Annotated in this window: 15 protein-coding genes; 10 read left to right on the top strand and 5 right to left on the bottom strand. The window is 70.9% G+C overall.

Going from position 1 to position 25,693, the window contains the following annotated elements; translation table 11 throughout:
• Positions 1-6: 6 nt before the first annotated feature.
• From ACFYO5_RS22805 to ACFYO5_RS22775, 7 genes are all read left to right on the top strand, one after another.
• Complete coding sequence (locus ACFYO5_RS22805) at positions 7-5,085, top strand: amino acid adenylation domain-containing protein (RefSeq protein WP_388711468.1); 5,079 nt, start codon at positions 7-9, stop codon at positions 5,083-5,085.
• Entirely contained in the window at positions 5,082-9,467 is a 4,386-nt protein-coding gene (locus ACFYO5_RS22800; RefSeq protein WP_388711465.1) for a MupA/Atu3671 family FMN-dependent luciferase-like monooxygenase, read from the top strand. The genes ACFYO5_RS22805 and ACFYO5_RS22800 overlap by 4 nt, the downstream gene beginning before the upstream one ends.
• A 61-nt stretch (positions 9,468-9,528) precedes the next feature.
• Positions 9,529-12,030 (top strand): type I polyketide synthase, encoded by a 2,502-nt coding sequence (locus ACFYO5_RS22795; protein WP_388711462.1) that lies wholly within the window; start codon positions 9,529-9,531, stop codon positions 12,028-12,030.
• Positions 12,012-12,866, top strand: a complete 855-nt coding sequence (locus ACFYO5_RS22790) for a 3-hydroxyacyl-CoA dehydrogenase family protein (protein WP_388711459.1) — start codon at positions 12,012-12,014, stop codon at positions 12,864-12,866. Before ACFYO5_RS22795 ends, ACFYO5_RS22790 begins: the two co-directional genes overlap by 19 nt.
• Positions 12,863-13,159 (top strand): acyl carrier protein, encoded by a 297-nt coding sequence (locus ACFYO5_RS22785; protein ID WP_388711456.1) that lies wholly within the window; start codon positions 12,863-12,865, stop codon positions 13,157-13,159. The genes ACFYO5_RS22790 and ACFYO5_RS22785 overlap by 4 nt, the downstream gene beginning before the upstream one ends.
• Positions 13,152-14,288: an acyl-CoA dehydrogenase family protein gene (locus ACFYO5_RS22780; RefSeq protein WP_356565578.1), complete on the top strand. Its 1,137-nt coding sequence runs from the start codon at positions 13,152-13,154 to the stop codon at positions 14,286-14,288. The genes ACFYO5_RS22785 and ACFYO5_RS22780 overlap by 8 nt, the downstream gene beginning before the upstream one ends.
• Positions 14,285-15,379, top strand: coding sequence for an HAD-IIIC family phosphatase (locus tag ACFYO5_RS22775; RefSeq protein WP_388711452.1), 1,095 nt, complete (start codon positions 14,285-14,287; stop codon positions 15,377-15,379). The genes ACFYO5_RS22780 and ACFYO5_RS22775 overlap by 4 nt, the downstream gene beginning before the upstream one ends.
• A gap of 633 nt (positions 15,380-16,012) precedes the next feature.
• On the opposite strand, the gene ACFYO5_RS22770 is transcribed toward ACFYO5_RS22775, so the two are convergent.
• The 5 genes from ACFYO5_RS22770 to ACFYO5_RS22750 form a co-directional block, all read right to left on the bottom strand.
• Entirely contained in the window at positions 16,013-16,675 is a 663-nt protein-coding gene (locus ACFYO5_RS22770; RefSeq protein ID WP_388711449.1) for an O-methyltransferase, read from the bottom strand.
• A gap of 8 nt (positions 16,676-16,683) precedes the next feature.
• Positions 16,684-17,502 carry a class I SAM-dependent methyltransferase gene (locus tag ACFYO5_RS22765; protein WP_356565584.1) on the bottom strand — a complete coding sequence of 273 codons (819 nt, stop codon included), beginning with the start codon at positions 17,500-17,502 and terminating at the stop codon, positions 16,684-16,686.
• Positions 17,499-18,836 carry a helix-turn-helix transcriptional regulator gene (locus ACFYO5_RS22760; protein WP_388711445.1) on the bottom strand — a complete coding sequence of 446 codons (1,338 nt, stop codon included), beginning with the start codon at positions 18,834-18,836 and terminating at the stop codon, positions 17,499-17,501. Before ACFYO5_RS22760 ends, ACFYO5_RS22765 begins: the two co-directional genes overlap by 4 nt.
• A 379-nt stretch (positions 18,837-19,215) precedes the next feature.
• A complete protein-coding gene (locus ACFYO5_RS22755) occupies positions 19,216-19,887 on the bottom strand; it encodes an SDR family oxidoreductase (RefSeq protein WP_388711442.1) in 672 nt (223 codons plus the stop codon).
• 258 nt (positions 19,888-20,145) lie between these two features.
• The gene (locus ACFYO5_RS22750) at positions 20,146-20,688 is read right to left on the bottom strand and encodes an ArsR/SmtB family transcription factor (protein ID WP_388711439.1); all 543 of its coding nucleotides are present in this window, start codon (positions 20,686-20,688) and stop codon (positions 20,146-20,148) included.
• 4 nt (positions 20,689-20,692) lie between these two features.
• On the opposite strand from ACFYO5_RS22750, the gene ACFYO5_RS22745 reads away from it, so the two are divergent.
• The 3 genes from ACFYO5_RS22745 (at position 20,693) to ACFYO5_RS22735 (ending at position 25,456) form a co-directional block, all read left to right on the top strand.
• Positions 20,693-22,096, top strand: coding sequence for a M20/M25/M40 family metallo-hydrolase (locus tag ACFYO5_RS22745; protein ID WP_388711436.1), 1,404 nt, complete (start codon positions 20,693-20,695; stop codon positions 22,094-22,096).
• Positions 22,093-23,868, top strand: coding sequence for a S9 family peptidase (locus tag ACFYO5_RS22740; RefSeq protein ID WP_388711433.1), 1,776 nt, complete (start codon positions 22,093-22,095; stop codon positions 23,866-23,868). Before ACFYO5_RS22745 ends, ACFYO5_RS22740 begins: the two co-directional genes overlap by 4 nt.
• A gap of 118 nt (positions 23,869-23,986) precedes the next feature.
• Positions 23,987-25,456, top strand: coding sequence for an MFS transporter (locus ACFYO5_RS22735; RefSeq protein WP_356565596.1), 1,470 nt, complete (start codon positions 23,987-23,989; stop codon positions 25,454-25,456).
• The last annotated feature ends 237 nt before the right edge of the window (positions 25,457-25,693 follow it).

The following is a 25,693-nucleotide window of genomic DNA, read 5'->3' as shown; positions in this document are numbered from 1 at the left end:
TGAAGGATGACGTTCGAGATGGTGCTCTCCGAATTACACGCCCGGGTAGCCGAGGCACCGGATGCGGTCGCGGTGCAGGACGGTGACCTGGAACTGACCTACCGAAGCCTTGCCGCGCACGCGTCCGCTCTGGCGATCGAACTCACCGGGCGGGGGGTGGGCGAGGACAGCGTCGTGGCCGTCTACGCCGACCGGTCAGCGGAACTGGTGGTCGCCGAGCTGGCCGTCCTGCTGGCGGGCGCGGCCTACCTGCCGCTGGACCCCGCCCACCCGGCCGCGCGGATCCGCCAACTGCTGGAGGCCTCCGGCGCCGCCGCGGTCCTCAGCACCGCGCCCCTGGTGTCCGCCGGGGCACCGCTGGGCGACGACGTCCTGCTGGTCGATCTGACCAAGGAACCGTCCGAGGCGACCGCCTTCACACCGCCCCGCCCGAACGGCGCCGCACTGGCCTACGTGATCTACACATCGGGTTCCACCGGCCGGCCCAAGGGCGTCGCGGTGACCCACGCGAGCCTGGCCAACTTGATGCACTGGCACCACAAGACCTACCGCACGCGGCGCCAGGACCGCTCGACCCTGCTGGCCAGTCCCGGATTCGACGTGTCCGTCCAGGACATCTGGTTCACCCTGACCGCCGGCGCCACACTGGTGGTGCCGCCCGCCGAGGTGCGCACCTCGCCGTCCGCGCTCACGGCCTGGCTGGCCGACGAGCAGATCACCGTCACCTTCCTGCCCACCCCGCTGGCCGAGGCCGTCCTTGACGAGACCTGGCCCGCGCACACCGCGCTCCGGTACCTGCACACCGGCGGCTCCGCCATGCAGCGCGGCGTGCCCGAGGGGCTGCCGTTCACCGTGATCAACCTCTACGGGCCGACCGAGGGCACGGTGAAGGTGACGGCCGGCGAAGTCCCGCCCGAGGGACCCGTGCCGCCGACGATAGGCGTGCCCGTCGACGGCGTGCGCTGCTACGTGCTCGACGGGCTCGACCCGGTGCCCGACGGCGAGGCCGGCGAGCTGTGCCTGGCCGGCGCATGCGTGGCACGCGGATACCTGCACGACCCGGTGAGCACCGCGGCGGCGTTCGTACCGGACATCGGCGCCCCCGGACAGCGCATGTACCGCACGGGCGACAAGGTCCGCCGCCGCCCCGACGGGGTCTTCGAGTACATCGGCCGCTACGACGACCAGGCCAAGATCCGCGGGTTCCGGATCGAACCCGGCGAGGTGGCCACGGTCCTCAAGCAGCACCCCGGCGTCCGGGACGCCTTCGTGGCGGTCGAACACTCCGGCCGCCCGGACGCGCGCCTGGTCGGTTACGCGGTCACCGGCGTGCCCACGGCCGAGTTGGTCGAGTTCGTCGCGGCCCGGCTGCCCGGCTACATGGTGCCGGCGGCGGTCGTCGCGCTGCCCGCGCTGCCGCTGACCCCCAACGGCAAAGTCGACCGCGCCGCGCTGCCCGCCCCCGACCGCACAGCGGCCGGCCTGGCCGACATCGCCGTCCCGCCCCGCACCCCGACCGAGGCGGCACTGGCGAGGATCGTGGCCGGGCTGCTCGGCGGCACGGAAGTCGGCGTCCACGACGACTTCTTCGCCCTCGGCGGGAACTCACTGCTCGTCGCCGGGCTCGCGGCCCGTATCACCGCGGAGCTGCACGCCGTGGTGAGCGTGCCCGAGCTGTTCGGCGCGCCCACCGTCGCCGACCTCGCGGCGATCATCGACCAGCGGGCCGCAGCGACCGAAGGCGACGGTTCCGAACCCGCGGCCCCGGTGATCGCACCGACCGCGCCGCCGGTGCGCCGAGCCGACCGGAACCGGCCGATCCCGCTGTCCCTGCCGCAGGAGAGGGTCTGGTTCTTCGAACAGCTCTCGCCCGGCAACCTGGCGTACAACTTCCAGGCCACGGTGTCCTTGCAGGGCGACGTGGACGTCGACGCCCTGCGCGCGACGCTCGACGAGATCGTCCGCCGCCACGAGGTCCTGCGCACCGCCTTCGTCTCCGTCGACGGAGTGGGCTACCAGCGCCCGCTCGCAGAGGCCAAGGCGTCGCTGCGGGTGCTCGACGTCCCGGCCGAACAGGCCGACGAGGTCGTCGCCGCGCAACTGCGCGAGCCGTTCGACCTGACCGAACCGCCCCTGGCCCGCTGGGTACTGCTGCGGCACGGGAACGGGCAGAACACCTTCCTCCACGTGGAGCACCACTTCGTCCACGACGGCTGGTCGCTCTCGGTGTTCCTGTCCGAGGTCCGCGCCCTCTACCCGGCCTTCGCCGCCGGACAGCCCTCACCGCTGCCCGAACTCGCCGTCCAGTACGCGGACTACGCCATCTGGCAGCGGGACTGGATGCGCGGCGAAGTGCTGCGCACGCACGTCGACCACTGGACCGCCCGCCTGGCCGGCGCCCCGGACACGCTGGAGCTGCCCGCCGACCGGCCGCGGCCGCCGGTGATGACCTTCCGCGGCCGGGCGCCGCGGATCCGGATCCCCGCCGAACTGGCCCGGCGACTGCGCGCCTTCAGCCGCGAGAACCGGGTGTCGCTGTTCTCCACCATGTACGCCGGCTTCGCCGCACTGCTGTACCGCTACACCGGGCAGCGCGACATGCTCGTCGGGACCGGCGCGGCGAACCGGAACGTGCCCGAGCTGGAGCCGCTCCTCGGCATGCTCGTCAACACGCTGGTCATGCGCACCGAGGTGTCGGCCGACCAGTCGTTCAGCGACCTGCTGGCGCAGGTGCGCCAGAGCGTCGCCGAGACACTGGCCTGGTCGGACACCCCCGTCGACGCGGTGATCGACGCGATCGACCCGGCCCGCGACCCCTCGCGCACCCCCCTGTTCCAGGTCATGTTCAGCTTCCACGACTCCGCGGTGCCCGACATCGACTTCGGCGGGCTCACCGGCAGGGTCACCGAACGCTCGAACAACTCGGCCAAGGCCGACCTCAACGTGATCGTGATCCCGCGGGCCGAGCAGCGCCTGGGCCGAGCGCCCCGCCCCGAGGACGACGACCTCGCCATGATCTGGGAGCACTCGGCCGACCTGTTCGACGAAGCCACCATGGAGCGGATGGTCACGCACTACCTGACCCTGCTCTCCGACGCGGTGGCCCGGCCGCAGACGCGCGTGGGCACCCTGCGCCTGCTCCCGGACGCGGAAGCCGACCAGCTCGACCGCTGGGCCCACGGGCCCGCCGCGGCCGACACCCAGCCGGTGACCGAGCTGATCGCACGACAGGTGCGGACGCGACCGGACGCCGCCGCGGTGCGCTGGCCCGAGGGGCAGCTCAGCTACGGACAGCTGTGGCAGCGCGCCGGAGCACTGGCCCACCGGCTCCGCGAATCCGGCATCTCCGCCGAGGAACCGGTGGCGGTGTACGCCGACCGCTCCCCCGAGCTGGTGATCGGCGAACTCGCGGTGATCATGGCCGGCGGATGCTACCTGCCCATCGACCCGAGCTACCCGGCCGAGCGCATCGCGTTCATCCTCCAGGACGCCGGCGCACGCAGGATCCTCACCACGGCCCGGACGCGGCTGCGACTGCCGGCCTCCACGCAGGACCTCCACGTCTTCGACCTGGACGCCGACACCGCCGACGAGCCGGTCCACGCGGACCCGCTCACCCCCGAGCGGCTGGCCTACCTCATCTACACCTCGGGATCCACCGGCCGGCCCAAGGGCGTCGCACTGGAGCACCGGGGGCTCGCGAACCTGGTCGCCTGGCACATAGCCGAGTACGCGCTCGATTCGGAGGACCGCACCACACTGTTCGCCAGCCCGGGATTCGACGCGTCCACGTGGGAGATCTGGCCCACCCTCGCGGCAGGCGCCACGCTGAACGTCGTTCCGCCGCACGTGCGGGCCGCGCCGGCGGAACTGGTGCGCTGGCTCGGCGACGAGAAGATCACCTCGGCCTTCCTGCCCACCCCCGTCGCCGCAGCGGTACTGCCCGAACCGTGGCCGGCCGACACCGCGCTGCGCACGCTGCTGACCGGCGGCGACGTGCTGCCGGCAGCGCCCTCCAACGGCCTGCCGTTCCAGCTGTTCAACCACTACGGGCCGACGGAGAACACCGTGGTGGCGACCGCGGGCCTCGTCCCACCGGACCCGGCAGGACTGCGCCCGCCCATCGGCAGGCCGATCAGCGGGGTCGACGCCCACGTGCTGGACGCCGAAGGACAGCCCGTGCCCACCGGTGTCCGCGGCGAGCTGTACCTCGGCGGCACGGCAGTGGCCCGCGGCTACGTCAACCGCCCCGAACTCACCACCGAGAGCTTCCCCACCGACCCGCTCCCCGCCCGACCCGGCGCACGCCTGTACCGCACCGGCGACCTGGTCCGCTGGCGCCCCGACGGCCAGTTGGAGTTCCTCGGCCGCGCGGACGAGCAGGTGAAGATCCGAGGGTTCCGGATCGAGCCCGAAGAAGTGGCGGCAACCCTCCGGGAGCACCCGGACGTACGGGACGCCGTCGTCGTCGCCCGCGCGTTCGCGCCGGGAGCCGAGGCCTCGCTCACGGCCTATGCCTGCACCGACGGCCACGGCGAGAGCACGCCCGAGGAGAAGCTGCTGGCGTTCCTGCGGGACCGGCTGCCCGCGTACATGGTCCCGGACAGGATCGTGCTGCTCCCCGCCCTGCCGCTCACCGAACACGGCAAGGTGGACCACGACGCGCTGGCCGCCCTGACACCGAGCACCCCGGCCGAGCCCCAGGCGCAGCAGGCGCCGCGGACACCGACGGAGGAACGCGTCGCCCAGCTCACCTCGGCGCTGCTCCACGACCAGCCGGTGGGGCGCGCGGACGACTTCTTCCGCGCCGGCGGCCACTCCCTGCTGGCGGCCCGGCTGGTGGCCCAGGTCAACGAGGCCTTCGGCGTCGATGTCCCGATCTCCACGTTCCTCCAGCAACCCACCGTGGCGAGCCTGGCGGACGCCGTGACCGCCGCCATGACCGGAACGAGAACAGGCCCCGCCCCGATCACGCCGCGCAGCCGCCGCACCGCCGTACGGCCGGTGTCCGAGTTCGACCAGCCCAGTGGCGAGACGGGCGAGTCGCTCCCGGGCGACGCGCAGGAAACCGAGGTGCAGCAGTGAGCGGCGCCATCGAACCGGAAGCCGGGGAAGAGAGCGGTTCGGCTCCGCTGTCGTACGCACAACAGCGGCTGTGGTTCCTCGACCAGCTACAGCCGGGCAGCTCGGTCTACAACGTCCCGCTCGGCTACGACATCACCGGCCCGGTGCACCGCCCCGCGCTGGAACAGGCGCTGACCGAAGTCGTACGGCGCCACGAGATCCTGCGCACCGCGTTCCGCTCCACCGGCGGGACCCCGCACCAGGTGGTCCTGCCGCCCGCCGCCGTGTCCCTACCCGTCATCGACCTGACCGCACCCGGCCGGACGCCGGACGAGGCGCCGCGGCTCGCGGACGAGGAGGCCGGCGCCCCGTTCGACCTGGTGGCCGGCCGGGTCATCCGCGCCCGCCTGCTGCGCCTGGGTGAGCAGCACCACCGGCTGCTGCTCACCGTGCACCACCTCGCCTGCGACGCCGCATCGGTCGGCACCCTCGGCAGGGAACTCGAAGTCCACTACCGGGCCGCCCTGACCGGCCAGGAACGCCGCGAGCCCGATCTGCCCATGCAGTACGCCGACTTCGCCGAGTGGCAGCAGAGCACGCTGGCCGGACCCGAACTCGACCGGCTGCTGACGTACTGGAGGGACCGGCTGGCCGGCCTGCCCGCCCAGCAGCTGCCCACCGACCACACCCGCCCGCTGGTGCAGAGCTACCGCGGCGCCGCGGTCACCTTCGAGCTGCCGCCGGCATCGGTCCAGCGGCTCGAGGAGCTGGGCAGGAGCGAAGGCGTCACGCTCTACAGCGTCCTGCTCGCCGCTTTCGCGGTACTGCTGCGGGCACACGTCGGCCAGGACGAGGTCGTCGTCGGCACCCCGGTCTCCGGAAGGGAACGGCCCGAACTGGCCCGCCTCATCGGATTCTTCACCAACACCCTGGTGCTCCGCTGCGACCTCGGCTCCGGCCCGACGTTCCGGGAGCTGATCCAGCGGCTGTGGGCGGAAGTCAAGGGAGCCCTCGCCCACCAGGACCTGCCGTTCGAGAAACTCGTCGAAGAACTGCACCCCGACCGCGACCTCGCCCAGAACCCGCTGTTCCAGGTGCTGTTCAGTTACCGGTACCAAGAGGAAGGAGCGGGGCTGCGCCTGGACGGCTGCCAGGTGCACCCGGTGCTGGGCGACACCGGCGCGGCGAGGTTCGACCTCACACTGAGCCTCACGCGGACCCCGGCCGGCGTGACCGGCCGGCTGGAGTACAGCACGGACCTGTTCGAAGCCTCGACCGCCCAGCGGATCGCCGAACGGTACGTCAACGTCATCACCGCCGCCGCGCACGCCCCGGACCGCCCCGTCGACGAACTGGCGGTGCTGCCGGCGGGCGAACTCACCACCCTGGCCGACTGGCAGACCGGCGCCCGGGCCGAGACCCCCGACGCCCTGGTGCACCAACTGCTCGCGCGGCGAGTGGCGGCGACACCCGACGCGGTCGCCGTGGTCGCGGCCGACGCCACCTTGACCTACCGCGAACTCGACCGGCTCGCCGACCGGCTCGCCGGCCAGCTGCGCCGACTCGGCGTGGCACCGGACGAGCCGGTAGGCGTCCACCTCGGCCGCACGTCCCTGCTGATGGTCACCCTGCTGGGGATCCTCAAAGCCGGCGCGGCCTACCTCCCGCTGGATCCCGACTACCCGCGCGACCGACTGGCGTTCATGGTCGGCGACGCCGGTGTGCGGCTGGTCGTCGCGGACTCCGGCTCCGCCGCGGCCGCCGGCCGCCTCGGCGCCGCCCACGTCGTGGTCCCCGACCTGGCCGGAACACCGGACGGCCGGGCCGACAGCCCGCCCCCGGCCGTCACCGCCGACAACCTGGCGTACGTGATCTACACCTCCGGATCCACCGGACAGCCCAAGGGCGTCATGGTCACCCACCGCAACGTGGCCAACCTCTTCGCCGGGATGAACGACGTCTTCGGCGCCGACGAGCCCAGCACCTGGCTCGCGGTGACCAGCGTCTCCTTCGACATCTCCGTGGTCGAGCTGCTGTGGGCGCTGACACACGGGCACCGGATCGTGCTGCGCCGTGATCCGCCGCTGCCCTCGGCCCCGGCCGCCGCGCAGTCGGCCGCGGTGCTCCAGGCCCGCGCCCGCCACATGGACTTCAGCCTGCTGTACTTCGGCAGCGACTCCGAGGCCAGCTCGGACGACCGCTACCGCCTGCTGCTCGAAGGCGCGAAGTTCGCCGACCGCAACGGTTTCACGGCCGTGTGGACCCCCGAACGCCACTTCCACCGGTTCGGCGGGCTGTACCCGAACCCCTCGGTGATGGCGGCGGCCGTCGCCGCGGTCACCGAGCGCGTCCAGGTGCGCGCGGGCAGCGTGGTCATGCCGTTGCACGACCCGCTGCGAGTGGCCGAGGAGTGGTCCGCCGTGGACAACATCTCGGCCGGCCGGGTCGGCATCTCCCTCGCGTCCGGCTGGCACGCCAACGACTTCACGCTCGCACCGGACCGGTACGACAAGCGCAAGCAGCTGATGATGGACGGCCTCGCCGAGGTCCGGAAGCTGTGGCGCGGCGAGAAGGTGCCACGGCATAACGGCGTCGGCGCCGAGGTGGAGGTCGGCGTCTTCCCCCGGCCCGTCCAGCCGGAGCTGCCGGTGTGGCTGACCAGCGCCAGGCACCCGGAAACCTTCCGGATGGCAGGCGAGGCCGGCACCGGAGTGCTCACCCACCTCCTCGGGCACAGCCTGGAGGAACTGGCCGAGAAGATCGCGCTGTACCGCAGGACCTGGCGCGAGCACGGGCACGGACCCGGGGACGGCCACGTGGTGGTCATGGTCCACACGTTCGTCGGCACGGATCTCGACGAGGTCCGCGAGCTGGTCCGGGAACCGATGAGCCGGTATCTGGAAACCTCCTTCGACCTGATCGCCTCGCTCGGCACCACCACCGGAAGCGCCGAGGACTTCAAGGCGCTGCCCCCCGAGGAACTGCGGGAACTGGTCGACCGGGCATTCGACCGGTTCTTCGCCACCGCCAGCCTGCTCGGCACACCCGAGGTCTGCGCCGACATGGTGGACCGGATGAAGGCCGCCGACGTCGACGAGGTCGCCTGCCTGATCGACTTCGGCGTCGAGGAGAAGGCGGCGCTCGACGCGCTCACCCACCTGACCACCGTCCGGGAGATCAGCGACGAGCGCAGAACCGCCGCGCTGACAAAGGCCGAGGAACCGATCGCCGAACAACTGCGCGAGCACGCGGTCACGCACCTGCAGTGCACGCCCTCACTGGCCCGCGCCCTGCTGGCCGACCAGGACGCGCGGGCCCGACTGCCCCGGCTCGACCGGCTGCTGGTGGGCGGCGAGGCGCTCCCCGCCGACCTGGCCCGCGAACTCGCCGACACGGTCGCAGGCACGGTCCACAACATGTACGGGCCGACGGAGGCCGCGGTCTGGGCGACGACGTCCCACATCCCGGCCGACGGCGGCCCGGTGACCATCGGGCGGCCGCTGGCGAACGTCCGGGCCTACGTCGTCGACCGCGACACGCGGCTGTGCCCCACGGGCGTACCCGGAGAACTGCTGCTCGGCGGGGACGGCGTGGTCCGCGGATACCTCAACCGCACCGAGGTGACCGCGGAACGCTTCCAGCCCGACCCGTTCGCCGGCCGGCCCGGCGCACGCGTCTACCGGACAGGCGACCTGGCCCGCTGGACGTCCGGCGGGACACTCGAATTCCTCGGTCGGCTCGACGACCAGGTCAAGCTGCACGGCCACCGGATCGAACTCGGCGAGATCGAGACGGCGCTCGCCGAACACGCGGGAGTCCGTTCGGCAGTCGCCGTCGTCCGGGGCACCGGCGCGGATCGACGGATCACCGGCTACTACGTTCCGGCGACCGACCGGCCCACGACCGGCACCGAACTGCGCGCCTTCCTCGCCACCCGGCTGCCCGGCTACATGCTGCCCAGCGCCCTCCATCCCGTCGACGCGATGCCGTTGACCCCGAACAAGAAGGTCGACCGCAGGGCGCTGCCCGACCTGTCCGACGCACCATCCGAGGGCACGACCGCGTACGCGTCGCCGACGAACGCGACCGAACGGCTGGTCACCGACGTGTGGCGGGAGGTACTCGGCGTGGACCGGGTGGGCCTCGACGACAGCTTCTTCGCCCTCGGCGGGAACTCACTGCTCGTCGTCGTGGCCAGGGCCCGCCTGCTCGAACACCGTGACAGCGGGCTCACGTTGGTGGACATGTTCCGCTACCCGTCCGCACGCGCACTGGCCCAGGCCATCGACCGCAAGCCGGACGAAGGGCCCGACGAGGCGGTCAGCGCGGGCGCCGCACGGGCCGCCGCCCGCCGTGTCGCAGGACAGGGCGCCGCGCGCCGCACAGGCAGGACGGGGGCGTGAGCGTGCCAGCGAACTTTTCGACACGGCATCGAGCCGAGAGGGGCCTTGGGTGAGTACCGGGATGGAAGACGCAATGGAGCCGATCGCGGTCGTCGGCCTCGCCGGACGGCTGCCGGGAGCCCCCACCATCGAGGCGTTCTGGCGCAACCAGCGCGACGGCGTCGAATCGGTCTCCAGGTTCAGCACCCAGCAACTGGCCGACGCGGGGTGGCCGAAGGAAATGGTCGCCCACCCCGACTACGTGCCCGCCGCCGCGGTCATCGAGGACGCCGACCACTTCGACGCCGAGTTCTTCGGATACACCGAGGAACAGGCGCGGATCAGCGACCCACAACAGCGGATCTTCGCCGAATGCGTCTGGCACGCGCTGGAGGACACCGGACACGACCCGTCGCGGTTCGACGGCGCCGTGGGCGTCTACGCCGGCTGCTTCGCCAACAAGTACCTGCCACTGAACCTCCTGGCGAACGCGCGGTTCCGCGGATCGCTGTCGGCCTTCTCCGCACGCCCCTACAACGACAAGGACTTCCTCGCGACCAGGGCGGCATACCTGTGCGACCTCCGCGGCCCGGCAATCACCGTGCAATCGGCATGCTCCACGTCGCTCGTCGCCATTCACCTCGCCTGCCAGGCACTGCTGGGCCACGAGTGCGACATGGCACTGGCAGGAGGAGTGGCTCTGCCCGTCCCGCTGATCGGCGGCTACCCCGTCGTCGCAGGTGGCATCTTCGCGCGTGACGGCCACTGCCGGCCCTTCGACGCCGCCTCCAGCGGAACCGTCCCCGGATACGGCGTCACGGTCGTGGCACTGCGCAGGCTCAGCGACGCGCTCGCGGACAACGACCACATCCGCGCACTCGTCCTCGGCAGCGCGGTCAACAACGACGGCTCGGCGAAGTTCGGATTCAACGCGCCGAGCATGCAGGCACAGGCCGAGGTGATCGCCACCGCGCAGGCCGTCGCCGGCGTGGAGCCGGAGACCATCGGCTACATCGAGGCACACGGCACAGGCACCCCGCTCGGCGACCCGATCGAGGTGGCCGGCCTCACCAAGGCCTTCAACACCAGCGAACGCGGGTTCTGCGCGATCGGCTCGACGAAGGCCAACATCGGCCACCTGGACGCGGCCGCGGGAGCGGCGGGCTTCGCCAGGGCGGTACTGGCCCTGGAACACGGCGAGATCCCGCCGAGCATCAACTTCGACGCGCCCAACCCTGCCCTGCTGCTGGACCGCACCCCGTTCTACGTCCCGACCACCGCCCGCCCCTGGCCACGGGGCGCGACGCCGCGACGCGCCGGAGTCAGCGCCTTCGCCGTCGGGGGCACCAACGCCCACCTGGTGGTCCAGGAAGCCCCGACACCGCCGGCCGCCGAGGCGAACGCACGCGACCGGCACCTGCTCGTGCTGTCCGCACGCAGCGGAAAGGCCCTGGCGGACGCCGCGACGAACCTCGCCGACCGCCTGGACCTCCAGGACGACCTCGACCTCGCCGACGTCGCCTACACCCTTCAGGTCGGCCGCCGTGCGTTCCCGCTCCGCCGGCACCTGGTGTGCCGCGACCGGGCCGAGGCGACAGCCGCCCTGCGGGCACTGGCACAGCCCGGCACCGTGGATACCGCTGACGACGTGAAAGCCCGCCAGGTGGTCTTCATGTTCCCCGGCAGCGCCTCCCACCGGCCGGACGCCGCCACGGCGATCTACCGCAGCGAACCGGTCTTCGCCCAGGAAGTGGACCGCTGCGCCGAACTGGCACGACCGCTGCTCGGCTACGACCTGCGCGGGCTGCTCCTCCCCTCCACCTGGGACGGCCCGCAGACCGGGCACGACGACCCGCGCGGCGTGCCGACCGCGGCCTTCAGCCTGCAGTGGGCCCTCGCACGGCTGTGGCAGTCGTGGGGAGTGCACCCCGCCGCGACGATCGGCGAAGGCGACGGAGAGTACGTGGCAGCCTGCCTGGCCGGCGTGGTCGACCTGGCGGACGCCCTCACCATCACGGCCGTCGGCGCCGAGTCCCGCCGCCACGCCGGGACGGGCGGGGTGCCCGACGCGCACGCGTCCCGGTTCGCCGCCGAGGTGGCACGCCACGAGCTGAAACCGCCGCAGGTGCCGTACATCTCCGGAGCGACCGGAACCTGGATCACCCCCCAGGACGCCACGGAGCCGGCCCACTGGGCCCGCCACCTCCGCGAACCGGTCCCCTTCGTCGACGGCCTGCGAGAACTGGCGGGCGACGACGGCCGGATCCTGCTGGAGGTGGGACCGGGCAGCGTACTGACCGAAACCGTCGTCCGGCAGGAGACGGCGAAGCGGCTGACGGCGCTGCCGTCGCTGACACCGGCGGACGGGAGCGGATCCGACCTCGCCGCCCTGCTCGACACCGTCGGCGCGCTCTGGCAGTCCACCGTCGACATCGACTGGGACACCTTCCGCGGTGGATCGCTACCGCGGCGTGTGTCCCTGCCGGGCTATCCGTTCCAGCGCAGCCGGTACTGGATCGGTCCCGACTCCGGCAGTTACGCACCACTGGGTTTGGAGGAGGCGTCATGGACGAGCCACTCGTAGTCATCGTGGGCGCGGGCGTCATGGGCACCGGAATCTCGACGCTCGCCCTAGGACACGGACTGCCCGTCGTGCTGGTGGACGTCGACGAAGGCGTCCTGGACCGTGCCGCCGCCGCGGCCGCCAACGGCCTGCGGCACGCACAGCTGGCGGGCGCCCTGCCGACGGGGCGCACCCCGGCGAAACTGCGCACCACACTCTCGCTGAACGACGTCGCGGACGCCGCGGTGGTCATCGAGGCGGTCACCGAACTGCCCGACAAGAAGGCGGAAGTCCTCGCCGGCGTATCGGCGCTGGTCCGCCCCGGAACCCCCCTGATCTCCAACACCTCCGGCATACCCATCGACGAAATGGCCGCGTGGGTGAAGAACCCGGGCGACCTCATCGGAACGCACTTCATGAACCCCGCGTACCTGATCTCGATGGTCGAGGTGATCCGCGGCCCACAGACCGCGGACGAGACCGTCGAGTCGGTGCTCTCGCTGCTCGCCCGGGTCGGCCGGCGTGCGGTGGTGGTCCGTGACGCCCCCGGTTTCGTGACCAGCCGGCTCCTGCACCCGATGATCAACGACGCCGCCCAGGTGGTCAGCGCCGGCACCGCCACCGTCGAGGACGTGGACACCCTGATGCAGGGCTGCCTCGGCCATCCGACGGGCCCGCTGCGCACCGCGGACCTGATCGGCATCGACAACCTCGTCGACGCTCTGGAGGCGCTGTACGCCCGGACCGGGGACGAGCGGTGCCGTCCCAGCGACCTTCTCCTCGAGAAGGTCCGGCGGGGCGAACTCGGCCGTAAGAGCGGCCGTGGCTTCTACAACTACAGTGAGGCACAGTCATGACCCGGGAACAGCAGACCCACAAGGCGCCCTTCGACGTGGACGCCGTCGTCGACGAGATCACCAGGTTCGTGGCCGAGCAGACCCGGACCAGTCCCGAGGCGGACCAGGACCTCTTCACCACCGGGGTCGCCAACTCCATGTTCGCCATGCAGTTGGTCGTCTTCCTGGAGCAGACCTACTCCGTGACGGTCGCCGGACCTGACTTGCAGCTGTCCAACTTCCGCACGGTCAAGAGCATGGCCGCGCTCGTCGGCCGACTCCAGGCAGAGTCTGCCGCAGACAGCGATGTCTGACGCACTCTCCCCGGGGCACGAGGACATCTGGCGCTTTGTCGGGGACCACGCCGGCGCGTGGGACGTCGCCGGGGAGATCCCACGAAGGGTTCTGAGCGAACTCGGTGCCGCCGGCGTGCTCTGCGCGGAAGTGCGCAAACAGTACGGCGGACTCGGCCTGGGCAGCCAGGAGAGCGGGACGCTCACCGCCCACGCCGGGAGCTTGTGCAGCTCTCTGCGCAGTGTGATGACCTCGCAGGGCATGGCGGCGTGGACCGTGCAACGCCTCGGCACCCGTGACCAGCGGGCCGTGTTCCTGCCGCAACTGACCAGCGGCCGGCTCGCGGCCGTCGCCTTCAGCGAGCCGGACGCCGGCAGCGACCTCGGCGCGATGACGACCGAGCTGAGTTTCGCCGGTGACACGGTGATCGTGGACGGCAGCAAGACGTGGATCACCGCCGCGGCCTACGCCGACCTGATCGTCGTCGTCGGAAGGGCGGGCGACAACGCGGCAGCGGTCGTCGTGCCCACGAACGCCGAGGGCGTCACGATCGAGAAGATCCCGCACCCGATCGGCTGCCGTGCGGCAGGCCACGCGCAGGTGCGGCTGGACGGCGTACGCCTGCCGGCCGCCAACGTCCTCGGCGGCACCGGACTGTCGCTGCCGTTCCTGGTGACGACGGCCCTGGCCTACGGCCGGATGTCGGTGGCATGGGGCTGCGTCGGCATCCTGCGCGGCTGCCTCGGCGCGGTGACCGAACACGCGAGATCGCGGCGGCAGTTCGGCAAACCGATCGCGGAGCACCAGCTGGTCTCCCGCAGGATCGCCGAACTCTACGCCGCCGAGCAGGTCGCCACCGCGGTGTGCCGGCACGCCAGCGAGCGCTGGGAGTCGGGTTCGCCGGACCTCGTGATCGCCACCGTCCTCGCCAAGCACGTCAGCGCGACCCAGGCCGTGCACGGGAGCGCTTCGGCCATGCAGATCATGGCCTCGGCGGGCGCGTCGGACGGCCACGTGGTCGCCCGCGCCTACCGGGACGCGAAGCTGATGGAGATCATCGAGGGCAGCAGCGAGATATGCCAGCTCGAACTCGCCAGACACGCCCTGGCGACCGGGAACAGCACAGTGCGGCAGGAGGAGGCGCAGTGAGCGGACCATTATCGCCGAACGAACCGATCGCCACCGTCAAATGTGTCGTCTGGGACCTGGACAACACCCTGTGGAAGGGCACCCTCCTCGAGGGCGACGACGTGGCCGTCGACGACCAGATCCACGCGACCATCGTGGGCCTCGACTCCCGCGGCATCCTGCAGGCCGTCGCCAGCAAGAACGACCACGGCCCCGCCTGGCAGCGCCTCGAGGACCTCGGCATCGCCGAGTACTTCGTCCTCGCCAAGATCGGGTGGGGCCCGAAGTCGTCGTCGGTACGGGAGATCGCCGACGAACTGAAGTTCGCCCACGACACGATCGCCTTCGTCGACGACCAGCCGGCCGAACGTGCCGAGGTGGCGTTCCACCTGCCGGAGGTGCGCTGCTATCCGGCCGAGTCGGCCCTCGAACTGCTGAGACTGCCCGAGTTCACCCCGGCATCGGTGACCGTCGACTCGCGCCGCCGCCGCCAGATGTACCAGGCGAACGCACAGCGCCAGGCCGAGCAGGAGTCGTTCGACGGCCCGTCGGAGGAGTTCCTGCGCTCGCTGGACCTCGCGATGGAGATCCGCCGGGCCACCGCCGACGACCTGTCCCGGATGGAAGAGCTGACACTGCGCACCAGCCAGATGAACGCGACCGGTGTGCACTACTCCGACGCCGACCTGCGCGCGCTCCTGGACGACGCACGCCACGAGGTCCTCGCGGTGACGATGAGCGACCGCTTCGGGTCGCACGGCGCGGTCGGTGTCGCCCTCGTGGAGACCGGCCCGGCGGTGTGGCACCTGAAGCTCCTGGCCACCTCGTGCCGGGTCGTCTCGTTCGGCGCCGGCGCCACCGTGCTGAACTGGCTGGTCGGCCAGGCGGCGACGGCCGGAGCCCATCTGGTCGCGGACTTCCGTCCGACCGCGCGCAACCGGGTCATGGAAGTCGCCTACCGGTTCGCCGGCTTCACCGACGAACTCTGCGCATGCCTTGCCGAGCTGCCGCCGCCGGACGGCGGGCAGACGCAACGGCTGCACATCACACCGGCACCGAGACCGGCACCCTGCACGATCCGTCTCACCACCGTCGAACTGGCCACGACCTGACACGTCGTTCCCGTCGGCCATGTGTGACGGCGTCGGCCGTCGTACGCATCGGGACGTCGGCCTCGCCGCACGTCCCGTGGCCGGCTGTGCCCGCGTCGGTGCACCCGAGGACCCACACGCTCGCCGCCCCGCTCGTTCGCGAGGGCGGCGAGCGTCCGCGTAGGGTCACCGATGCGGAACTCCCCTGCGTTCGGCGACTTCGGCGCGCCGCCGGGGCGCCGTTCGCCGGCCACCGCCCGTCGAGGTCGAGGACGACAGCCGCTCGGCAACACCGCGGCGGGTGACCGGAGTTCGCCCGGTACCGGGTCCTCCCGGGGACACGGGGCGGACGTACCCGCGAGATTCCGGCGTCGCCACGCTCGGATCCGCCATCCCGCGGCTCAGCGCCCGGCGGCGCGGGAGAACGGCAGAGGGGCCGGGTCCCCGGGATCCGCCGGTTGTGGTCCCCGCCGCGCAGGAGTCCTCCGACGGATCGTCGGAGGACCCCTGCGCTCGTCGGATCCCATGATGGAGATCAGCCGGGCCATCGCCGGTGAGCTGTCCCGGTGGACCGGTCGGTGAGAACGAGGCGGCGACGGCCGGTGGCCGGCACGATGCGTCCCACCGCCGCTCCCCTGGCCACGACCGGGTACGTCACCTCTTCCGGGCGAGTGTGATCCCGTCGGCCATCGTGAGCATCGAGACGTCCACGCGCGGATCGTCGCGCAGGGACGCGTTGAGCTCCCGGACCGCGGCGGTGTCCGGGTCATGGCTGTCCGGGTCGACCACTCGGCCGAAGAAGAGCGTGTTGTCTATGACTATCAGCCCCTCCGGCCGCGTGAGGTGGAGCGCGGCCTCGTAGTACGTCCCGTAGTTGGCTTTGTCCGCGTCGATGAACACGAGGTCGAAACTGCCGCCGCCCCGCTCTTCCGCGAGGGCGGCGAGCGTCCGCGTCGCGTCACCGATGCGCACGTCTATGCGTTCGGCGACCCCGGCGCGCTTCCAGTAATCGGCGCCGATCGCGGGCCACCGCCCACTGAGGTCGAGGGTGACCACGGTGCCGTCCGGTGGCAGCGCACGCGCCATGCACAGCGTGCTGTAGCCGGTGAAGGTGCCGATCTCCAACACCGATCCGGCACCGGACAGGCCGACGAGAAGCGCCAGCAGCTGGCCCTCCTCGGCCATCACCTGCATGGCCGAGCCGCCCGGTAACCCTGCTGTCTGCTCCCGGAGTTCGGCCAGGATCGGGTCCTCCCGCAGGGACACGGCGCGAACGTACTCGCGGATTTCCGGTGTCGCCACGATCTGGTCTGCCATGCCGGGGCTCACCGACGCCTGGCGGTGCAGGAGAACGACAGCGGGATCGGGTCGCCGGGGATCCGCCAGTTGTGGTCTCCGTCGGGCACCATCAACGGGAGCCGCTGCCGCGCGTCGTAGGGGACCTCGCGGACGCGCTCGATGGTCAGGCCGGCGCCTATGAGGGCGTTCACCACCTCCTCCACGCTCCACCGCCAGCCGTAGAGGCTGTGCTTCTCCACCTCCACCTCGTCGGCGATGCGGTCGGCGTAGCTCTTGGACATCTCGTGGTGCACCTGGCGGGACTGGAACAGCGAGCGGGTCACCCTCAGTTCGCCGTCGACGTCGCTGAAGAGGGTGAGCATCGGGTGGATCTCCACGACCGTGAGGGTGCCGCCCGGCTTGACGTACTGCGCCGCCACCTTGGCCCAGCCGGTGATGTCGGGCAGGAACGAGAGGGTGCCGTATCCGGTGAACACCATGTCGAACTCGCCCTCGAGCACCTTCGGTAAGTCGTAGAGGTTCGCCTGGACGAAACTCGCGTCGAGACTCAGCTCCTCGGCGAGTTCGCGAGCGATGTCGATCGCCTCGTCCGAGATGTCGGTGCCGGTGACCTGTGCGCCCATGCGGGCGAGCGAGAGCGAGTTGACGCCGATGTGGCACTGCAGTTCCAGCAGGGACCGGCCGCGGACGTCGCCCAACTCCTCCTGTTCCAGGTTGCGCAGCATGTTGTGTCCCTGCTTGAACCGTTCGACGTCGTAGTACGAGGACTGCATATGTGCGCGTGCTCGCAGGTTGAAGCCTTCTCGGTTGGCCGATATCTTGTCGAGGTCGCTCATGGAGGTCATCGCTGTTTCCCTTCGGTGGAGATGGGCGGTTGCGGACGGTCGCCGACGACGAGCGGGGCCAGATCGCGCCGACTGGTCACCCCAAGCTTCTGGTAGGCGCGGCCCAGGTGGTTGTCGACAGTCCGGGCGGACAGTCCCAGCCGGTGTCCGATGGCAGGGCTGGTGAATCCGTTGGCGGCCAGCAGCGCGACGTCCCGCTCGCGGCTGGTGAGATCGACCAGCGGGGCGGTGAGCTGTAACAGCGGGGTGGTCGCGGTCGGGCACGCGATGGTGCCGGGGGGCGTGGAGGTGCGCCGTAACGCGGCCGCTGCGGTGGCGGTCTCCGCGGCGAGCAGGTCCATCCCGAGTTCCGTGAACGTCGCCGTGGCGACGTCCAGGTTCGCGGGATCGGAGCGGGCCAACGCGGCCGCGGCGCCGGCCATGGCGGGCACGACCGGTCCCGGCACCAGGTCGGTGAGCGCGGCGAGGCGATGGCGTACGGCGTGGGGATTGCCGAGACGGGCCGCATCGTAGCTTGCCGTTGCTTCGACGGCGTACTGGCCGAGGGCCATGGCGGTGTCGGCCGCGGAGATTGCCTGCCTGGCGGCGAGAGTGGTGTTCCCGTCGGCCGCCGTGGTCCACGCCTGGCTCAGGGTCGACCACGGGACGAACAGGCGACTCTCGGATGCCCGGTCGGTGGGCTGCCGGGTCTGTTGCGTGTCGGCCCGATCGCCGAACACGGCGAGTTCCGCCAGACGCGGCGCCAGCATGAGACGCGAGGTGCCGCCGTCGAACAGGCGCGAAGCGGTCTCCGCGTCGGCGATGGCGGTGGCGGTGGCCACGTTGGCGACCTGGCCGCGCAGCGCCAGCCAGCCGTCGGCCACCGCGAAGTTCCCGGCGGCCGCCTCGTACCCGTACCCGTCCTCGGCGATCCGGCACGCGTGCCGTACGTGACCCGCCATCAGCAGCACGAAGCGGTACGCGTAGCCGATCTCGGCGAACCAGGGCCGGCCCGGCTCGCGCCGGTCGACGGCCGCCGATGCCTGGTCGAACCAGCCGGCCGGGCTGGCGGCGACGACCACGGTGGTCACCGCCGGACGTATCGCCCCGTCGGGCGCCTGCCGGTCGCGCAGCACCTTCTCGCGTCCGGCCGGGGTCGCGCGGGTACAGCCGTCCAGCAGCAGGTCGGCCCAGTGTGCCTCGGCCAGCGGACTGCCGACGTTGCCCGGCCCCCGGTGCGCGGCCTCGGCGTTGCCCGCTGCCCAGTAGGGGATGGACGCCGCGGTCACCGCCCAGTGGGTGCAGCGCGCTGTCGGGGTGTTGCCCGGTGGCTGGTGGGGCGGCGGATCGGCCACCGTGACGGAATCTAATCGGTATTCGGCCGATTCGTTCGCCGGTAACTTGCCGACTATCACGGCGCCGGCTCGAGCCGCCGGCCTTACCTTGGCAATTGACTGCACAACAAGTAACCCCCGTTTAGTAAAAGGAGACCCTTCGTGCTGAGCCCACTGTCCGGAATCGGACCGTGCGTGACTGAATGACGTCCCCCCCACCCGGTCGCCCGGGCGGAAAGACGTGACGTCACTATTCTTGGCGGCGTCCCGAATCGCTCTCTCGAGATCCGCATCCGACTCGGGACGCCCGAACTACGACCGTTATCGGCGGAATTCCTGCGGTGCCGTCAGAAATCCGTACCCGTCCCGGGTCGCACAACCGTGATTCATGGAACACGTTCTAGACGTCGATGGCCTTTTCGACGGGAGTCCTGCCGCCGACCACCACGTAGACGCGGCCGGCGGTGTCGGGCCGGTCGATGAGCGCCACGAGCACGGCGGCCACGTCCTCCCTGGCGACTTGGTCGAACCGGGCGCGCTTCGGCCCCACCCTGTTGCCGGCGGTGAGTTCGACGGTGCCGTCGCCTCCTCCGTCGGTGAGCACGCCGGGCCGCAGCACCGTCCAGTCGAGCTTGGTCCGGGCGAAGATGTGCTGTTCGGCGGCGTGCTTGGCCCGCAGGTAGACGGAGTACCCCTCACCGATGCCGGGCTCGTCGGCACAGCCCACGTTGATGGAGCTGACGTGCAGGAACCGTCGCACACCGGCCTGTTCCGCCGCGTCCATGACGAGTACGACAGCGGCCCGGTCCATCGCGTCCCGGCGTGCGGCGGTGGCGCTGTCGCCCGAGCCGGCCGAGAAGACGACAGCGTCCGCGCCGACCAGGGCCGCGGCCACCTCGTCCACCGTTGCGCGCTCGAGATCGAGCACGGCGGCCTCCCCGCCCGCCTTCCTGATGTCGTCGACGTAGCGAGGGTTGCGCACGATGCCCACGACGGAGTCGCCGCGTTCGGCGAGGCGCCGGGTCAACCGCAGGGCGATCTTGCCGTGGCCGCCGGCAATGACAATCTTCATTCGATACCCATTTTCCGGATTCGGTACTTCGGGTTTCCCCGGATTCGGTCCTTCGGGTGTACCTGGAGTCGGTGCTGCAGGCGTGCGGATCTGTCCCGCTCTGCCTGCGCCGTGCCGAATGATTCAGTACCGGAGAGGTCCGGCCCATTCATTGACGAAGATTTTACCGACAAGCAACTGATGCCATCGTCCTGTCGACCGCCATGGCGGTCTCAGGGGCATCAATCGAATGGCTGATGAGTCAAGCATCGGTCGCACCTATTGGTCAATCGTGCCTCCGTCGTCCTCCCGGGGGCCGAGGTCGAGCGGGGGCCGGGCGGCGAGTGACCACAGGTAGCTCAGCGGCTCGCCATCGGGTTCGTCGGGGTACTCGGCGATCAGGTCCTGAATCCGGCGGTGGAGCGACTTCACGGACTCGGGTCGCAACCGCAGGACGCCCCGCTTGGCGCCACGCCCCGAGTCCTTGCCCGCAGCTATCAGTTCGGTGCGGTGGGCGCCGAGCACGGCAAGGTCGACCTGCTGCGCCAGGCCGGAGTCGTCGGGCGGGATGATCAGGCCCCGGGTCCGTGCGGTCGCGCGATAGGGCCGTTGCAGAGCACCGTGCTCACCGGTGCACACCGGTTCGGCGACCAGGAAGCCGGTCTTCACCAGGGCGCGGACGTGGCGCAGGGTCGTCGCGGGAGCGAGGTCGAGTTCGACCGACAGCTCCTTGTTGGTGAATGCCCGGTCCAGGCACAGCCGCAGGATGCGCCAGCGGACCGGGTGCCCGAGTGCTTTGAGGTCTTCGATCGTCGCTTCCACGTCCGTGACTGTACCTTGCGAAGCCGGTGCCGGTTTGCTTAACTGCTATCGATTTCATTCTGTGCAATCGGTTGGAGGGTCTGTGATCAAGCAGCTCCGGGACTGGGTTGATGCCCAGGACCTGGATGGTGAGCTGGCGGACTGGATCTCCCGGCCGAGCGTGAGCCGGACCGGCGAGGGCATGGCCGAGGCCGCCGCCCACGGTCTTCGGCTATTACGGGCCTCGGGCCTGCAGGCGCGCGAAGTGGAGACCGGTGGCTGGCCCGCGCTGGTGGGGACGGCGGACGGGGCCGGGCCGCACGTGCTGATCTACGGTCACTACGACGTGCAACCGGCCGGGCCGCTCGAACTGTGGACGACGCCGCCGTTCGTGCCCTCGATCCGTAACGGCCGGATGTACGGGCGCGGCACGGGCGACAACAAGGGGCAGCATCTCGCGCAACTGCTGGGACTGCGTGCCCTGCGGGATCTGACAGGCGGATTCCCCTGCCGGGTCACGGTGTTGCTCGACGGCGAGGAGGAGATCGGCAGCCCCAACCTGGCCGCGGCGGTACGCCAGGTCGAACAGCCGGACCTGGTGATCTGGAGCGACGGCCCCGTGCACGAGTCGGGCCGGGCGTGTGTGGTCCTCGGCGTGCGCGGAATCCTGATGTTCGAACTGCGGGCGCGAGGCGCGAACCGGCCGTTGCACTCGGGGAACTGGGGCGGGGTCGCGCCGAATCCGGCGTGGGCGTTGGTGCAGCTGCTGGCCACCATGCGGTCGGCGGACGGGACCGTGACCGTGTCCGGCTTCGCCGACGATGTGGCGCCGCTGACCGACGGTCAGCGTGCCGCACTGGAGGATCTCCCGGTGGACGTGGCCGGAACGCTCGAAGCGATCGGGGCGGCCGGCATGGAGCCGCCGGCCGGGCTGGGGTTCCATGAACGCCTGGCCACGCCCACCCTGACCGTGAACTCGTTGAGCTGCGAGGACGCCGGCGACCACCGCGCGGTGATCCCCGACGTCGCCGTCGCCCGATGCGAGGCCCGGCTGGTCGGCGGCCAGACACCGGACCAGGTCGCCGACGCCATCCGGCGGCACGTCGCGAGGTTCGCCCCCGATGTCGAGTTCCTTCCCGGCGCGGCGATGGCACCGTCCACCACATTGCCCGAGACCCCTTATACCGCGACGATTCTCCAGGCGGTCGAGGACGAACTCGGGCAACGGCCGCTGCTGGTTCCCTCGCTCGGCGGAAGCCTGCCGATGGCCGTGCTCAGCGATGGGCTCTCGTGCCCCTGTTACGGCGTGCCGTTGGCCAACGCCGACGAGGCCAACCACGCCCCCGACGAGAATCTCGACCTCGACCGGTTCCGCCGCGGGATCGTCGCCGCGGCGACGATCCAGCTCGCCTTGGCGGCGCACTCATGACCGTCTGGGGCGCTTGGCCCGTGAAGGAGGGCTTCGCGTACGTCGGTGACGAGTCCGGCCGGCCGCAGCCGTGGTTCCAGACCTGGGCAGGCGAGCGGCGGATGTTCCCGATCGACGGTGCGGTCACCCGGCTGGCGTGGCGGCCCGACGAGACACGTCTCCTCGTCGTGACGGACGTGAGCGGCGGCCAGGACTACCGGCTGGCCGAACTCGATCCGGTCACCGGCGAGGTGGAGTGGCTGGCGGCCGAACCCGGCGTCCGGCGCGAGATAGGCGTGCCGTATTCGAGCGGGAGCCAACCGTACAGCCCGGACGGCCGTCTGCTCGCGTACGCGACCAGCGCCCGCGACGTCACCTGCCTCGACGTCCACGTGCGCGACCTGACGACCGGTGCGTCCAGGATGGTCATGGAGGGCGACGACCGGTACGTGCCGATATGTTTCTCACCGGACTCCAGGTACCTGCTCGTCCTGAAGTTCCATCAGAACACCGACCAGGATCTGTTCGCCTGCGATCTCGAGACCGGCCGCACTCGGCACCTCACCCCGCACGAGGGCCCGGCGAAGTACCAGCCGGGTGGGTGGACCGAGGACGGGATCTACGTGTGTACCACCGAGGGCCGTGACTTCCTCGGTGTCGCCCTGCTCGTGCCCGGCCGGCCGCTGGAGTGGATCGCCACGCCGGATGCCGACGTGGAGAACGTGATCGTGGGTCCGCAGGTCGTATGGGCCTCGCCCCACGACCAGCGCACCATGCTGTGCACCTCGCAGACCGCGGTCGAACTGCCCGGATTCGCCTCCCAACCGTTCGGTTACGACGGCTTCGTGCCGCGGTTCGCCGGAGACCGTCTGCTCGTGCAGGTCGGCGCCGGCGATCGGGCGACCGAGTTCCACCTGGTGGACCTGGCATCCGGCGAGTCGCACCGGCTCACCGACTTCAGCGACGGGATGCCGGACGACCTCGTCGTGCCGGAAACGGTCTGGTTCACCGGAGCGGACGGGCTGGAGATATCCGGGCTGCTGTACCGCCCGCCTTCGACGGCCGGCCCCGTCCCCGCGGTGCTGACCATCCACGGCGGTCCTGAGTGGGCCGCGCTGCCGGTCCACGACCCGTTGATCCAGCGCTTGGTGCGAGCCGGCATCGCCGTACTGGCGCCGAACGTGCGCGGGTCGACCGGACGGGGGCTGGCCTATCAGCGGCTGATCTATCGGGACTGGGGAGGCGGCGACCTGGCCGACTTCGAAGCCGCCGCATGGTTCCTCCGAAGCCTGGACTGGGTGGACGGCGACCGGCTCGGCGTCCACGGGATGTCCTACGGGGGGTTCGCGGCGCTCAGCTGCCTGACGAGGCTCCCGCGCCACTGGCGGGCCGGTGTCGCGATCTGCGGGCCGGCCGATCTCGAAATGGACGTCCGGGCCCTGCCGCCGACGTGGAGCCGGCGGGTCGTGGAGTGGATCGGGGACGTCGACGACCCGGAGGATCTGGCGAGGCTGAAAGCGGCGAGTCCGCTGACCCACGCGGCCGACGTCCGGGCGCCGCTGCTGCTGGCACACGCGGAAGGCGACACCACGGTCGTCATCAACGGCACCGAGCAGTTGTACGAGACGCTCACCGAACTGGGCAAGACCGTGCGGTTCATCCGCCTCTCCCGCGGTCATCTCCCGGACGACCGAAAGGAACGCGAGGAACTCGACGCCGCTGTCGTGCAGTGGTTCCGCGATCACCTCGAACCGTGCCCGAACGGCGCGAGAACGGCTACCGAACACCGATAGCCAGAACATGCGGGCGGCAGGACCACGACCGCCCAGGCGCTGTCGATCGCCACCGGCCCGTCCTACACCCTGCGTTACCGACCAGGACACGAAAAACCCAGAAGGGACGGCACAGAAAATGCCTTCTGCAGTCGCCGGCGCCGAGGCGCCGCCCCGCCGACGCCTCGGCTTAATCCTCGCACTGCTGGCTTTTGCCCAGTGCATCTACGCCATCGACTACAGCATCGTCTTCGTGGCACTGCCCGAGATCCGTACCGACCTCGGCTTCTCCGCCCAGACCCTCCAGTGGGTCGTCAGCGCCTACGCCGTCGCCTTCGGCGGCTTCCTGCTGCTCGGCGGCCGTGCGGCAGACCTGTTCGGACGCCGCCGGATGTTCACCTTCGGTCTGTTCCTGTACGCGGTCTCCTCGCTCGCCGGAGCACTCGCGGGAGACCCGACGACCCTGATCATCGCGCGTGCGGTGCAGGGTATCGGCGGCGCCTTCCTCGCCCCCGCCACGCTTTCCCTGGTCACCACGACCTTCGCCGAAGGCCCTGAGCGCAACCGCGCACTGGCGATCTGGGGCGGTGCCGGCGGCAGCGGCATGATCCTCGGTTCGCTGCTCGGCGGCGTGCTGACGGGCGCGTTCGGCTGGGCATCGATCTTCTTCGCCAACGTCCCGCTCGCCGGTGGCGCCATGCTGCTCGCGTTCGCCGTCATCCCGAAGGACACCGACCAGAAGGCCTCCGGGCGCAAGTTCGACCTGCCCGGTGCGCTGACCGCGACCGTCGGTGCGACGCTGCTGGTGTTCGCCCTCGTCCAGGGGCCGGTGTCGGGCTGGACTTCGCCGACGATCCTGATCACCGCGGCCATCGCGTTGGCCGTGCTTGCCGCGTTCATCGTCATCGAGGGCCGAGGCCGCGACCCGCTGCTGCCGCTTCGCCTGTTCCGTAACCGCAACCTGAGCACCGGAACCGTCGTCACCTTCATCTTCATGGGGACGTTCGGCGCGCTGCCCTACTTCTTCACCGTCTACTTCCAGACCGTGCACGGCTACTCCGCGACGAAGAGTGGTCTCGCCTTCCTCCTGCCGTGCGTGGGTGTGTTGATCGGCAACCTGTCCGGCGGGAAGCTGGCCACCCGCTTCGGGGTGCGTGCCACGCTGCTCGGCGCGCTCCTCATGGGTGTGGCCGGCACCGTGGCCTTCGCCTTCTCCGTCTCGCCGAACGGTTCGTACTGGGAGTTGGTGCCAGGTGTGCTCATCCTGAGCCTCGGTCAGGGCACCATCTTCACCGCGATGTACGCGGCGGCGACCACCGGGGTCGCGGCCGAGGACCAGGGCATCGCCTCGGGTGTCGCCTCGACCGGCCAGCAGGTCGGTGCCGCGGTCGGCCTCGCCGTTCTAGTGGCGTTCGCCAACTCCGGTCACGAGGGACTGACCGGTGAGGCGCTGCGCGTCGCCACCGCCGACGGTGTGCGCGCCGCCATGTGGGCCACCGTGGCCGGCATCGTACTGATCATGCTGACCGCGCTGAACTTCAGGCGCACCCCCGCGGCTCCGGCTGTCGAGGAGCCCAAACGACAGGACGGTGTGACGTCCGCCGTCTGACCTGACATGAGTGCCGAGAAGTTGATTCCACTTCGTGTTCACCACGCACGGGTGGGATCAACTTTCACTCATCCGCAGCCCTCTCCCCCATGAAGGCTCGACGAGAGGTCGAGGGACACGTAATCACTGAGGCGCTGGGCCCACACCGATGTCGACAGCGCCTGTTCACCACCGCCGTCACACCGTGCTCACCGACAGCCCGGACAGGGGCGTACCTCCGACCCCGCACCCCCAGGG

The organism is Streptomyces sp. NPDC006259, assembly GCF_042870975.1.
Taxonomy (GTDB): Bacteria; Actinomycetota; Actinomycetes; order Streptomycetales; family Streptomycetaceae; genus Streptomyces.
This window is presented reverse-complemented; position numbering and strand designations above follow the sequence as displayed.

Coding starts and splice junctions, on each gene's coding strand:
- ACFYO5_RS22805 (WP_388711468.1), top strand. CDS start 7: ATGACGTTCGAGATGGTGCTCTCCGAATTACACGCCCGGGTAGCCGAG.
- ACFYO5_RS22795 (WP_388711462.1), top strand. CDS start 9,529: ATGGAAGACGCAATGGAGCCGATCGCGGTCGTCGGCCTCGCCGGACGG.
- ACFYO5_RS22790 (WP_388711459.1), top strand. CDS start 12,012: ATGGACGAGCCACTCGTAGTCATCGTGGGCGCGGGCGTCATGGGCACC.
- ACFYO5_RS22785 (WP_388711456.1), top strand. CDS start 12,863: ATGACCCGGGAACAGCAGACCCACAAGGCGCCCTTCGACGTGGACGCC.
- ACFYO5_RS22780 (WP_356565578.1), top strand. CDS start 13,152: ATGTCTGACGCACTCTCCCCGGGGCACGAGGACATCTGGCGCTTTGTC.
- ACFYO5_RS22770 (WP_388711449.1), bottom strand. CDS start 16,675: ATGGCAGACCAGATCGTGGCGACACCGGAAATCCGCGAGTACGTTCGC.
- ACFYO5_RS22765 (WP_356565584.1), bottom strand. CDS start 17,502: ATGACCTCCATGAGCGACCTCGACAAGATATCGGCCAACCGAGAAGGC.
- ACFYO5_RS22755 (WP_388711442.1), bottom strand. CDS start 19,887: ATGAAGATTGTCATTGCCGGCGGCCACGGCAAGATCGCCCTGCGGTTG.
- ACFYO5_RS22740 (WP_388711433.1), top strand. CDS start 22,093: ATGACCGTCTGGGGCGCTTGGCCCGTGAAGGAGGGCTTCGCGTACGTC.
- ACFYO5_RS22735 (WP_356565596.1), top strand. CDS start 23,987: ATGCCTTCTGCAGTCGCCGGCGCCGAGGCGCCGCCCCGCCGACGCCTC.